The sequence below is a fragment of the Nesterenkonia sp. F genome, from assembly GCF_000220985.1.
GTDB lineage: Bacteria > Actinomycetota > Actinomycetes > Actinomycetales > Micrococcaceae > Nesterenkonia.
This window is the reverse complement of record NZ_AFRW01000116.1, coordinates 40,917-53,553: the sequence shown is the minus strand read 5'-3', so window position 1 is coordinate 53,553 and position 12,637 is coordinate 40,917. Positions and strand designations below refer to the sequence as shown.

Annotated in this window: 13 protein-coding genes; all 13 read left to right on the top strand. The window is 73.1% G+C overall.

Translation table 11 applies throughout. The annotated features are described in order from the left end of the window. The 13 genes from ribB to lgt all read left to right on the top strand — a co-directional run bounded on the left by ribB (window position 1) and on the right by lgt (window position 12,525). A complete protein-coding gene (ribB, locus tag GU5_RS16805) occupies window positions 1-2,109 on the top strand; it encodes a 3,4-dihydroxy-2-butanone-4-phosphate synthase (RefSeq protein ID WP_010525401.1) in 2,109 nt (702 codons plus the stop codon). Then, a complete protein-coding gene (ribH, locus tag GU5_RS0109775; protein WP_010525400.1) occupies window positions 2,106-2,600 on the top strand; it encodes a 6,7-dimethyl-8-ribityllumazine synthase in 495 nt (164 codons plus the stop codon). The genes ribB and ribH overlap by 4 nt, the downstream gene beginning before the upstream one ends. Window positions 2,601-2,700: 100 nt before the next feature. After that, window positions 2,701-2,964: a phosphoribosyl-ATP diphosphatase gene (locus tag GU5_RS0109770; protein ID WP_010525399.1), complete on the top strand. Its 264-nt coding sequence runs from the start codon at window positions 2,701-2,703 to the stop codon at window positions 2,962-2,964. 78 nt (window positions 2,965-3,042) lie between these two features. After that, on the top strand, window positions 3,043-3,894 hold the full coding sequence (gene hisG / locus GU5_RS0109765; RefSeq protein ID WP_010525398.1) for an ATP phosphoribosyltransferase: 852 nt from the start codon (window positions 3,043-3,045) through the stop codon (window positions 3,892-3,894). A gap of 62 nt (window positions 3,895-3,956) precedes the next feature. After that, window positions 3,957-4,727, top strand: a complete 771-nt coding sequence (gene hisF / locus GU5_RS0109760; RefSeq protein ID WP_010525397.1) for an imidazole glycerol phosphate synthase subunit HisF — start codon at window positions 3,957-3,959, stop codon at window positions 4,725-4,727. Between the two features lie 77 nt (window positions 4,728-4,804). After that, window positions 4,805-5,224 (top strand): phosphoribosyl-AMP cyclohydrolase, encoded by a 420-nt coding sequence (hisI, locus tag GU5_RS0109755; RefSeq protein ID WP_010525396.1) that lies wholly within the window; start codon window positions 4,805-4,807, stop codon window positions 5,222-5,224. Next, window positions 5,211-6,809 (top strand): anthranilate synthase component I, encoded by a 1,599-nt coding sequence (locus GU5_RS0109750; RefSeq protein WP_010525395.1) that lies wholly within the window; start codon window positions 5,211-5,213, stop codon window positions 6,807-6,809. The genes hisI and GU5_RS0109750 overlap by 14 nt, the downstream gene beginning before the upstream one ends. Beyond that, window positions 6,806-7,558, top strand: a complete 753-nt coding sequence (locus GU5_RS15140; RefSeq protein WP_010525394.1) for a Trp biosynthesis-associated membrane protein — start codon at window positions 6,806-6,808, stop codon at window positions 7,556-7,558. Before GU5_RS0109750 ends, GU5_RS15140 begins: the two co-directional genes overlap by 4 nt. 169 nt (window positions 7,559-7,727) lie before the next feature. Further along, complete coding sequence (locus GU5_RS16405; RefSeq protein WP_010525393.1) at window positions 7,728-8,060, top strand: HGxxPAAW family protein; 333 nt, start codon at window positions 7,728-7,730, stop codon at window positions 8,058-8,060. A gap of 7 nt (window positions 8,061-8,067) precedes the next feature. Then, the gene (trpC, locus tag GU5_RS0109735) at window positions 8,068-8,925 is read left to right on the top strand and encodes an indole-3-glycerol phosphate synthase TrpC (protein WP_010525392.1); all 858 of its coding nucleotides are present in this window, start codon (window positions 8,068-8,070) and stop codon (window positions 8,923-8,925) included. Between the two features lie 89 nt (window positions 8,926-9,014). Beyond that, window positions 9,015-10,337, top strand: coding sequence for a tryptophan synthase subunit beta (gene trpB, locus GU5_RS0109730; protein WP_010525391.1), 1,323 nt, complete (start codon window positions 9,015-9,017; stop codon window positions 10,335-10,337). Continuing rightward, a complete protein-coding gene (gene trpA / locus GU5_RS0109725; RefSeq protein WP_010525390.1) occupies window positions 10,334-11,110 on the top strand; it encodes a tryptophan synthase subunit alpha in 777 nt (258 codons plus the stop codon). Before trpB ends, trpA begins: the two co-directional genes overlap by 4 nt. Before the next feature lie 227 nt (window positions 11,111-11,337). Further along, window positions 11,338-12,525, top strand: coding sequence for a prolipoprotein diacylglyceryl transferase (gene lgt, locus GU5_RS15130; protein WP_010525389.1), 1,188 nt, complete (start codon window positions 11,338-11,340; stop codon window positions 12,523-12,525). Window positions 12,526-12,637: the final 112 nt, after the last annotated feature.

Here is a 12,637-nt window from a genome sequence, read left to right as displayed (position 1 = left end):
ATGTTCACCGGAATCATCACCGGACTCGGCACCGTCGTGGAGCGCCGCCCCGATCCCGCCCGCGGGGTCGAGCGGCTCACCGTCGCCGCCCCGGGCCATGTCGAAGACCTGCCGCTGGGCGGCTCGATCGCCGTCGACGGCGTCTGCGTCAGCGCCACCTCGGTCGACGGCGAGCACCTCGCCGTCGACCTCATCCAGGAGACGCTGCGGCGCACCACGCTGGGCCGGCGCGCCGTCGGGGACCGGGTGAACCTGGAGCGCTGCGTGCCCTCCGGCGCCCGACTGGACGGACACGTGGTCCAGGGCCATGTGGACGGGCTGGGCGAGCTGCTCGCCCGCGACGTCCACGACGGTCGTCACCGCTTCGCGGTGCCCGCGGAGCTGGCGCCCTATCTCGCGGAGAAGGGCTCGATCGCCGTCGACGGCGTCTCGCTGACCGTCACCGCGGTCTCCGAGGCCGGGGAGGCGCCGGCCTGGTTCGAGGTCGGGCTCATCCCGACCACACTGGCCGAGACCACGCTGGGTCGCCGCCAGGTCGGCGATGCGGTGAACCTCGAGGTCGACGTGCTGGCCAAGTACGCCCGCCGCATGCTGCGCTTCTCCGGCGAGTCCGCCGCTCCCGCTCTCGCCGCGGAGGATCCCGCGGCGGCGGTGCCCGCCGTCCCGGCGCCGACGACGCCGGCCCCGGTGCTGGATCCGGTGGAGGTCGCGCTGAACCAGCTCGCCCAGGGGCGGCCGGTCGTCGTCGTCGACGACGCCGACCGCGAGAACGAGGGCGACCTGATCCTGCCGGCGGCCCTCGCCGACGAGGAGCTGATGGCCTTCACCGTCCGGCACAGCTCCGGGGTGGTCTGCGCGCCGATGACGGCCGAGCGCGCCGCCCATCTGGACCTGCCGCCGATGGTGGCCGAGAACGAGGATCCCAAGGGCACCGCCTACACCGTCAGCGTCGACGCCGCCGAGGGGGTGAGCACCGGCATCAGCGCCGCCGACCGGGCGCGCACGCTGCAGATGCTGGCCGACAGCGGCGCCGGCGCCGCCGACCTGACCCGCCCCGGCCATGTCTTCCCGCTCGTCGCCCACGCCGAGGGCGTGCTCGGCCGGTCCGGGCACACCGAGGCCGCCGTCGACCTCTGTCGGCTGGCCGGGATCTCGCAGGTCGGGGTGATCGCCGAGCTCGTCCACGACGACGGGCGGATGATGCGCGTGCCGGCGCTGCGCGAGTTCGCCGACGCCCACGGGCTGGCGCTGATCTCCATCGCGGACCTGGTCGACTACCGCGGCGGCACGGTGGACCCCTCCACCGTGCGCGATGCGGCGCGGGCGAGCTGGGACCGTCCCTCCGAGCAGGCCCGCGCCCTGGTGACCCCCGGGCCGGTGGTCACGCTGCCCACCGACCACGGCATCTTCGCCGCCCAGGTCTGGGCCGAGCACGACACCGGCCATGAGCACCTGCTCATCTCCGCCCGCTCCCAGGCGCCGGCCGAGCATCCCGCCGCCGGGGCGTCAGGCCCCGCCGCGGACGCGTCGGCCGAGGCTCCGCTGATCCGCCTGCACTCCGAATGCATCACCGGCGACGTGCTGGGCTCGCACCGCTGCGACTGCGGCACGCAGCTGGCCTCGGCGCTGGAGTCCATCCAGCGCGACGGCGGCCATCTGCTCTACCTGCGCGGCCACGAGGGCCGCGGCATCGGACTGGCCAACAAGCTGCGCGCCTATAGGCTCCAGGAGGAGGGCGCGGACACCGTCGAGGCCAACGAGATGCTCGGCCTGGCCGCCGAGCTGCGCGACTACACCGGGGCGGCGGCCATCCTGCACAGCTGCGGGCTGACGCGGGTGCGTCTGCTGACGAACAATCCGGAGAAGGTCGCCGCGCTGCAGGAGGCCGGACTCGACGTCGACCAGGTCCCCTCCGAGGGCGAGGTCCACGACGAGAACCGCCGGTACCTGCGCACCAAGCGCGACCGCATGCATCACCTGATGGACCACCTCGGTGACCGCCTGGGCCTGGGCGAGGCGTCGGAGCAGGAGCCCGCCCTCGACGACGTCGACGGCCGCGGCGAGCCGGCCGAGGAGACCCGACCGCTGAACGAGCAAGGAGAACGATGAGCAGCACCGGAACCCCCGAGATCGACGCCGACGAGCTGCAGCAGCTGCGCGCCCGGGCCGGGCGCGGCCTGCGCGTGGCCGTGGTGGCCTCCCGCTGGCACGCCCGCGTGATGGACGGCCTGATCGGCGGCGCACACCGCTTCCTGGAGCAGATCGGCGTCGACGACGTCACGCTGCTCCGTGCCCCGGGCAGCTTCGAGCTGCCGCTGATCGCAGCCCGCGCCGCCGAGACCCATGACGCGGTGGTGGCCCTCGGCGTGGTGGTCCGCGGCGGCACCCCGCATTTCGACTACGTCTGCCAGGCCGCCACCGACGGGCTCACCGAGGCCTCGCTGCGCACCTCGACCCCGATGGGCTTCGGCGTGCTCACCGTCGACGACGACCAGCAGGCCCTCGACCGCGCCGGCCTGGAGGGGTCGACGGAGGACAAGGGCTTCGAGGCCGCGCATGCCGCCGTGGCGACCCGGGCGGTGCTCGACGCGCTCGACTGAGGCCCGCGGAGGCTCCGTCGGATGATCCGTCGGATGCTCCGTGACGTCGTCGCGGGCGGGCGAATCGCGGCGACGGGCGCCGACGGCATACCCTGGGACGGTGAAGACCTTCGACCAGCTGTATGCCGAACTCGCCGAGAAGGCCGCCTCCCGACCCGAGGGATCCGGCACCGTCGCCGCCCTCGACGCCGGCGTCCATAGCATCGGCAAGAAGATCGTCGAGGAGGCCGCCGAAGTCTGGATGGCCGCCGAGCACGAGTCCGACGAGGCCGCCGCCGAGGAGATGTCCCAGCTCCTCTATCACCTGCAGGTGATGATGCTCGCCCGCGGCATCAGCCCCGAGGACGTCTACCGCCATCTCTGAGGCGGCGGCGCGTCTCGCCGCTCGTCGCCCGCTGAACCGCTCCTGATCCGCATACTGACCCGAGGGACCATCTGATCCATGCTGCGTGTTGCCGTACCGAACAAGGGCGCGCTCTCCGAGGCCGCCATGGCCATGCTCTCCGAAGCCGGATACGTCCAGCGCCGTGACAAGCGCGACCTCGTGATGGTCGACGAGGAGAACGGCGTCGAGTTCTTCTACCTCCGTCCTCGCGACATCGCCGTCTACGTCGGCTCCGGAACTCTCGACATCGGGATCACCGGCCGCGACCTCTTCCAGGACGCACGCGTCGACCACGGCGCCGAGGAGATCCTGGGCCTGGGCTTCGGCCAGTCCACCTTCCGGCTGGCGGCTCCGCAGGGCAGCTTCAGCTCCGCCGAGGAGCTGGCCGGCAGGCGGGTGGCCACCAGCTATGACGGGCTTCTGGCCCACTGGTTCACCACCCAGGGCATCGAGGACGTCGAAGTCGTCCACCTCGACGGGGCCGTGGAGACTGCGGTCCGCCTCGACGTCGCCGACGCCATCGCCGACGTCGTCGAGACCGGCAACACGCTCAAGGCCGCCGGCATGGAGATGTTCGGCGAGCCGATCATGCGCTCGGAGGCCATCCTGATCTCCCGCCACGGCGAGCGTCCCGTCGGCATCGACCGGCTCATCCGGCGGATCCAGGGCGTGCTCGTCGCCCGGCGCTACGTGATGATGGACTATGACATCCGCCGCGAGCTGCTCGACCAGGCCGCCGCGATCACTCCTGGGCTGGAGTCGCCGACGGTCTCCCCGCTGGCCGACGAGGACTGGGTGGCCGTGCGCTCGATGGTGCCCAGCGGACGCACGAACCAGCTGATGGACGAGCTCTACGAGCTCGGAGCCCGGGCGATCCTGGTCTCCTCCATCCACGCCTGCCGCGTCTGAGCGCGTCGTCGCCCAGCCACCCCGTCCCGTCCCGGTCCGATCGAGCACAGGAGGAGCACAGCATGTCATTGGCGGTCAGGATCATCCCCTGCCTCGACGTGGACGCCGGCCGGGTGGTGAAGGGCGTGAACTTCGCCGAGCTGCGCGACGCCGGCGACCCGGTGGAGCTGGCCCGCCGCTATGACGCCGCCGGCGCCGACGAACTGACCTTCCTGGACGTCACCGCCTCGTCCTCGGACCGCAGCACGACCTACGACGTGGTCACCCGCACCGCCGAGGAGGTCTTCATCCCGCTGACCGTCGGCGGGGGCGTCCGCAGCGCCGAGGACGTGGCCCGGCTGCTGCGCTGCGGAGCGGACAAGGCCTCGATCAACACCGCGGCGGTGGACCGGCCGGAGGTCATCGACGAGATCGCCGCCCGCTTCGGCTCCCAGGTCCTGGTGCTCTCGCTCGACGCCCGGCGCACCGAGGATCCGGCGATCGGCTCCGGCTTCGAGGTCACCACCCACGGCGGACGACGCGGCACCGGCCTCGACGCGGTCGCGTGGTGCCGCGAGGCGGCCGGGCGCGGGGTCGGCGAGATCCTGCTGAACTCCATCGACGCCGACGGCACCCGCGACGGCTTCGACGTCGAGATGATCCGGACCGTCCGGTCGGCCACCCGGGTGCCGCTGATCGCCTCGGGCGGCGCCGGGAGGCCCGAGGACTTCCCGGAGGCCGTCGACGCCGGCGCCGATGCCGTGCTGGCCGCCTCGCTGTTCCACTTCGGCCCCGACGACATGCTCGCCCGGGTCAAGGAGGCCGTGGCCGCCGCCGGGCATCCGGTGCGCTGACCCGCCGTCGACGCCGGGTCCTCGCCCTGCCATCGTCCCGTCCATCATCGTCCCGTCCATCCGCCCAGGAGATCCCGATGAGCTCGACCCCGCTTCCCGCCGCCGTCCGCGACCGCGTCCGCTTCGACGCCGACGGCCTGGTGCCGGCGATCGCCCAGGACGTCGCCACCGGGGAGGTGCTGATGATGGCCTGGATGAACGACGCCGCCCTGGCGACGACGCTGTCCACCCGCCAGGGCACGTACTGGTCGCGCTCGCGGGGCGAGCTCTGGCGCAAGGGCGCGAGCTCGGGGCACACGCAGCAGGTCGTCGGCGTCGCGCTGGACTGCGACGGCGACACGGTGCTGCTGCGCGTCGAGCAGACCGGTCCGGCCTGCCACACCGGCACGACCAGCTGCTTCACCGACCGCGCCGTGGACCTCGATGCGCTCGAGACCGCCGACGCCGCCGAGGCGGCGCGCACGGGGGAGGAGGGCCGCATCGATGGGGACGCCTGAGCTGGGCACCGTCTCGCCGAGTCCCGAGGAGTTCGCCGACCTGGCCTCCCGGCACCGGGTGATCCCGGTGACCATGCGGCTGCTCGCCGACGGGCACACGCCGCTGAGCATCTACCGCACGCTGGCCGACGGGCGGCCGGGGACCTTCCTCATGGAGTCCGCCGCCCCGGGTGCCGCCTGGTCGCGGCATTCCTTCGTCGGCGTCTCTTCCCGCGCCACGCTGTCCGAGCGCGACGGCGCCGCCCACTGGATCGGCGAGCCGCCGGCGGGCACCCCGCGCGACGGCACCACCGCCGAGGTGCTGCGCGCGACGCTGGAGTTCCTCGCCGGCGACGACGGTCGGGCCCGCACCGCCCAGCTGCCCCATCTGACCTCAGGGATGGTCGGCTACATCGGCTGGGACGTCGTCCGGCACTGGGAGCGGCTGCCGCACCCGCCCGCCGACGACCTCCAGGTGCCGGAGATGGCGATGCACCTGGTCAGCGATCTGGTCGTCCATGACAACCGCGACGGGACCGTCACCCTGGTGGCCAACGCGATCAACCAGGACGGCCGCGACACCGGAGCGCAGGCCGCCTACGAGGACGCCGTCGCCCGGCTGCGCCGGATGCGCGCCGAGCTGTCGACGCCGGCCGGCGATCCCGCGCTCTCCGGGGTGAGCAGCGCCGAGGCCGGCTGGGCCGCACAGGTCGAGCGCGACCTCGACGCGCGGGTGCGCCACGCCTGGGACGAGCGCGAGTACCTGGACACGCTGACGAAGGCCAAACAGGCCATCGTCGACGGCGAGGTCTTCCAGATCGTGGTCTCGCGCCGCTTCGACGTCGACACCGACGTCGACCCGCTGACGGTCTACCGCATGCTGCGGCTGCTCAACCCGAGTCCCTACATGTACCTGCTGCACCATCAGACCCCCGACGGAGAGCCGTATCAGGTCGTCGGCGCCTCGCCGGAGGCGCTGGTCACCCTCGAGGAGGGCACTGTGGTCACCCATCCCATCGCCGGCACCCGGCCGCGCGGCGAGACGCCGCGGGCGGACCAGGAGCTGGCCGAGGACCTGCTGGCCGACGAGAAGGAGCGTGCCGAGCACCTGATGCTGGTGGACCTCTCGCGCAACGACCTCGCCAAAGTCTGCGAACCCGGCTCCGTCGAGGTCACCCAGTTCATGAGGGTGGAGCATTTCAGCCATGTGATGCACATGACCTCCCACGTCCAGGGTCGCGTCGCCGAGGGGGTGGCCCCGCTGGACGTGCTGGCCGCGACGTTCCCGGCCGGCACGCTCTCGGGGGCGCCGAAGCCGCGGGCGCTGCAGCTGCTCGACGCGTGGGAACCGACCCGCCGCGGGGTCTACGGCGGCGTCGTCGGGTACTTCGACCTCTCCGGCCGGATGGACGCGGCGATCGCCATCCGCTCGGCGCTGCTGAAGGACGGCGTCGCCCATGTCCAGGCCGGCGGCGGGATCGTGGCCGACTCCGACGACGACGCCGAGCGACGGGAGACGGTGAGCAAGGCCGCCGCCCCGCTGCGTGCGGTGCTGGCCGCCGATCGGCTGCACGACGTCGCCGACGATGGGTCGGAGCCACGGTGAGCGGGACGACGAGACCGTCGACGAGCGCCGGGTCCGGCCGCCGTCCCGGCCGCCGCGCCGTGGTGCTGGGCGCGCTGCTCTCCGGAGCCCTGATCCTCGTCGCCACCGCCCAGCCCTGGATCACCGCGACGGGGCTGGGGCCGACCAGCGTGTCCTCCTCCGTCGACGTCGCCGGCTCCGACGCCGCGCAGACGGTCACGGCCATGGGCCTGGTGGCCCTCGCCGGCGGCGCGGCGGTGAGCATCGCCCGTCGCCTCGGGCGGCTGGTCATCGCCGTGCTGCTGCTGGCGGCCGCGGCGGTCACCCTGGTCATGGTGGGATCCGTCGTCGCCGACCCCGCCGGGGCGGCGCAGACGCAGCTGGGCGACATGACCGGCACCACCGAGGCCGCCGCCGAGTACGCGCTGCGGCCGGCGATCTGGCTGGCCGCCGCCGGGGCGGTGCTGCTGCTCGGCCCGGCCGCGCTGCTGCTGGGATCCCGCGGCTGGCCGGAGACTCGCCGGTATGAGACCGCCGCGGAGTCCTCGTCGGCGGAGTCGGACGCCGCGGATCCGGCCGTGTATCCGGCCGGGGGATCGGCCGGGGGCCTCGAGCACGCCGCGGAATCGGGTGTGCCGGAGCCGGGCCGCGAGCAGGATCGCGACGGGGACGGTGTCGAGGGCCTCGAGGACGTCGAGGGTGACGACGACGATCCCTTCGACCTGTGGGACGGGCTCTCCCGGGGAGATGACCCGACGGATCGGCGTTGAGCGGGGCCGAGCGGCGCCCGGACCCGCTGAGCCTCCATCGCCCCGGCGGTCGCCCGGTCCGGGCCGTGACGCCCGCGCCCGCGGGGCCCTGCGGGCGTGGCAGAATGGACGACGGAGACTTCAACGGCAGTCCGCGGCGCCCGTGCGCCGCGCAGCAGAGAGGACAGCGATGAGCACCACCACCACGCAGCGGCCGGCCGAGGCCACCACGCGCCGCGCCGCCGAGCACGCCGTCGAGCGGCCGGACGACTCCTTCATCCACGACGACCACATCGGCCACGGCTCCACTCCGGCGGCCTGGACGCTGAGCATCACGCTGATCATCGGCTCGGTGCTCGGCGGCATCGGCTTCGTCGTCCAGCTGTGGGCGCTCGTGTGGGTCGCCGCCGCCTGCGTGCCGCTGGCGCTCATCCTCGGCGCGGTGCTGAAGAAGGCCGGCCACGGCGTGGAGATCGACAGCTCGTCCGTGCTGCGGCGCGACCCCGCCCGCTCCGGACGCTGAGGTGACAGTGGAGCAGCCTGGGACCAGCTCCGGCGTCGCCGCCGACGGGACCTCCGGCACGGTGCTCGATCAGATCATCGCCGGCGTCCGCGAGGATCTCGCGACGCGGCGTGCCGAGGTGCCGCTGGAGGAGATCGTCGCCCGGGCCCGCCGGGCCCAGCAGGAGGCCCCGGCCCGCGACGCCCGCGCCGCCCTGGCGGACGGCCGTGCCGACGCCGACGGGGTTCGGATCATCGCCGAGGTCAAGCGCTCCTCGCCGTCCAAGGGCGCCCTGGCGGAGATCCCCGACCCGGCCGAGCTGGCCGCGGCCTACGCCGCCGGCGGGGCCTCGGCGGTGAGCGTGCTCACCGAGCCGCGTCGCTTCGGCGGCTCGCTGGCCGATCTCGACGCGGTGCGCGCCGCCGTCGACGTGCCGGTGCTGCGCAAGGACTTCATGGTCGACGAGTACCAGTTCCATGAGGCCCGCGCCCACGGGGCGGACCTGGTGCTGCTGATCGTCGCCGCCCTGGACGACGCCCGGCTGCGCGACTACCTCGCGCTGACCCGCGAACTCGGCATGGAGGCCCTCGTCGAGGCGCACACCGCCGAGGAGATCGAGCGTGCCGCCGCCGTCGGCGCGCGGATCGTCGGGATCAACGTGCGGAACCTGAAGACGCTGGACGTCGACGTCGCCCACTACGCCACGATGGCCGGGCACCTCCCCGCCGACGTCGTGCGGGTCGCCGAGTCCGGCGTCGACGGCCCCGGCGTGGTCGCCGACTACGCCCGCGACGGCGCCGATGCGGTCCTCGTCGGCGAGGCGCTGGTCCGCGAGGGCGACCCGCGCGCCGCGCTGGGCCGCTTCCGCGCCGCCTCGCGGGCCTAACCCCCCCCGCCACGTCCCGCCGGCGTCCTCACGGCGCCCGAGGCGACCGGACGGGTCGCCGACCACCTCTCGTCGAGAAGGAGACTCCCATGACCGACTCCGCAGCCGCCGGCTCCTCCCACCGGGGCGCCGAGGGCCCCTACTACGGCCCCTACGGGGGTCGATGGATGCCCGAGTCGCTGATCGCCGCCCTCGACGAGGTCGAGCAGACCTTCGGCGAGGCCCGCGAGGACGAGGAGTTCGTCGCCGAGTACCAGCGCCTCTGCCGCGACTACACCGGTCGTCCCTCGCTGCTGGCTGAAGTCCCGCGCTTCGCCGCCGAGCAGGGCGCGGCGCGCATCCTGCTCAAGCGCGAAGACCTGAACCACACCGGCAGCCACAAGATCAACAACGTCCTGGGTCAGGCGCTGCTGGCCCGCCGGATGGGCAAGACCCGGCTGATCGCCGAGACGGGCGCCGGCCAGCACGGGGTGGCCACGGCGACCGCCGCGGCGCTGATGGGCATGGAGTGCATGATCTACATGGGGGCCGAGGACACCCGCCGGCAGGCGCTCAACGTCGCCCGGATGCGGCTGCTCGGCGCCGAGGTGGTCCCCGTCGAGCACGGAGCCAAGACGCTGAAGGACGCGATCAACGAGGCGCTGCGTGACTGGGTCGCCACGGTGGAGAACACCCATTACCTGCTCGGCACCGTGACCGGCCCGCACCCGTTCCCGTCCATGGTCCGCTGGTTCCACCAGGTCATCGGCGAGGAGGCCCGCGAGCAGATGCTGGCGCAGGAGGGCCGGCTGCCCGATGCGGTGGCCGCCTGCGTGGGCGGCGGCTCCAACGCGATGGGCATCTTCCATGCCTTCCTCGACGACGCCGAGGTCGCCCTGCACGGCTACGAGGCCGGCGGCGACGGCGTGGAGACCGGTCGGCACGCCGCGGCGATCACGCTCGGCCGCTCGGGGGTGCTGCACGGCGCCCGCTCCTACCTGATGCAGGACGAGGACGGACAGACTCTGGACTCGCACTCCATCTCGGCCGGGCTGGACTACCCCTCGGTGGGGCCGGAGCACGCGCATCTGGCCGACAGCGGCCGGGCAGTCTACGAGCCGGTCACCGACGCCGAGTGCATGACCGCCTTCGAGACGCTGTGCCGCACCGAGGGCATCATCCCGGCGATCGAGTCGGCCCACGCGCTCGCCGGCGCGGCCCGGCTCTCGGCCGCCTGGACGGCGGAGGATCCCGAGGCCGCCGCGGAGAGGATCATCGTCGTCAGCCTCTCCGGCCGCGGGGACAAGGACGTCGGCACCGCCGCCGAGTGGTTCGACCTGCTCGACGAGCAGCAGGAGCGGCAGGAGCGGCAGGAGCGGCAGGAGCGGCTCGACGAGGACGAGCAGGGCGACGAGACAGGAGTCCAGGCATGAGCATCACCGCAGACGCCGTCGAGGCCGCCCGCGCCGAGGGGCGTTCGGCCTTCATCGGCTATCTCCCGGCCGGCTACCCGGACAAGGAGGCCTCCATCGCCGCGGCGATCGCGCTGGCGGAGAACGGCGCCGACGTCCTCGAGATCGGCATCCCGTACTCCGACCCGGTGATGGACGGCCCGGTCATCCAGCAGGCCACCACCGAGGTGCTCGCCCGCGGGTTCCGCATGGACGAGGTGTTCGAGATCGTCGCCGCCGTCTCCGCGGCCACCGACGCCGCGGTGCTGGTGATGACCTACTGGAACCTCATCGATCGGATGGGACCGGCGGTCTTCGCGCGCCGACTGGCCGAGGCCGGCGGAGCCGGAGCGATCACCCCGGACCTCACGCCGGATGAGGCCGAGGCCTGGATCGCCGCCGCCGACGCCCATGACCTCGACCGGGTCTTCCTGGCCGCCCCGACGTCGACGCCGGAGCGGATGCGGCGGATCGCCGAGTCCTCCCGCGGCTTCGTCTACGGAGTGTCGCTGATGGGCGTCACCGGGGCGCGCACCGAGGTGTCGGACGCCGCGGAGCGCGTGGTGTCCGCCGCCCACGAGGCCGGCGCCGAGCGCGTCTGCGTCGGACTCGGCGTCTCCACCCGAGCCCATGTGGAGGAGATCGGCGCCTACGCCGACGGCGTCATCGTCGGCACCGCCCTGGTCGCCGCGCTGCGCGACGGCGGGCCGGAGGCGGTCGCGGCGAAGGCCGCCGAGCTCTCCGGCCGCGGCTGAGCATCGGCCACGCGGCATCCGACGCGGCACGCGGCGGCTCCGTCCGGACCGGTCCGACTCGGTCGCACCGGCCGGGCCACGCTCCGGTCGACGTGCGCCGCGTGTCCAGACTCACGACGTAGACTCGCCACCGACGTCGCGCCGTCGGCCCCGGCCGGCTCCCGTCCGGGAGCCGGCCGGTCGGCGGCGCGCCTGACCGTGCACAGATCCGAGAGGACCTTCTGCCCATGACTCCCACCGTTGCGGCGGCCGCCCCTGCCGGGGACCTGCGTGCAGGATTCCCGGCTCCGCCCTCCAGCGGTCTCGACCTGTTCGGCCCGTTGACCCTGAACTATTACGCCCTGTGCATCGTGGTGGGCATCATCGCCGCCATCCTGCTCAGCTCCCGGCTGTGGAAGTCGCGCGGGGGATCGGTCGACAACGTCATGGACGCCACGCTGTGGGCGGTGCTGCTGGGCATCGTCGGCGGCCGGCTCTATCACGTGTTCTCCTCGCCGGACGCCTATTTCGGCCCGAACTTCGACGGCACCGGCGACCTGACGCTGATCCCGCAGGTCTGGCTCGGCGGACTGGGCATCTGGGGAGCCATCGTCCTGGGTGCGGTCGGCATCTGGATCGCCTGCCGACGCTACGGCATCAAGTTCGCCGGATTCGCCGACGCGATCGTCCCCGGCGTGCTGCTGGGGCAGGCGATCGGCCGCTGGGGCAACTGGTTCAACCAGGAGCTCTACGGCGCCCCGACCAGCCTGCCGTGGGGCCTGGAGGTCGACGCCGAGCACCGGGTCCCGCAGGTCCAGCACCTCTCGGAGTCCACGCTGTTCCACCCGACCTTCCTCTACGAGAGCCTCTGGAGCCTGGCCGGCGTCGTGGTGCTGGTGCTGCTGCACAAGAAGTTCCGCTTCAAGCAGGGCCTGGTGGCCTGGACCTACGTGGCCTACTACACGTTGGGCCGCTTCTGGATCGAGAGCCTGCGCATCGACGAGCTGGGCAAGTCGACCCAGTGGATCAGCCTCTTCGGGCAGGAGTGGCGGCTGAACATGTGGGCCGCGCTGTTCACCTTCCTGGTGGCCCTCGTCATGCTCGTGGTGCTCTTCCTGCGCCGCCCGCGCACCGCCGAGGCCCTCGCCGAGGAGCTCCAGGTCTACCGCGTCGGCCACGGGACCCGTACCGTGGGACGCGCCCAGGACATCGACCCCGATGTCGACCAGGACGCCGACCAGGACGCCGACCAGGACGTCGACCACGATGCCGCCGAGAGCACCGTCGCGGACCAGAGTCCGGATGATGAGACCTCGCACGGTCCAGATGCTGGGACGACCGAGGAGGACGCCGCGGCCCAGGAGGCCGGGACGGCCGACCCGACCGCCGGGAGCGCAGGAGAGGACCCCTCCGAAGCCGCTGATGAGCGCCGATGAGCGGTCCACATCATGAGATGTGATTTGCTTCTGCGTCCTGTGACGCACAAGATGAATCTGATCACCTGAGACCCAGGCGACACCGTCGTGCCCGGACAGCCGCACCATCGAT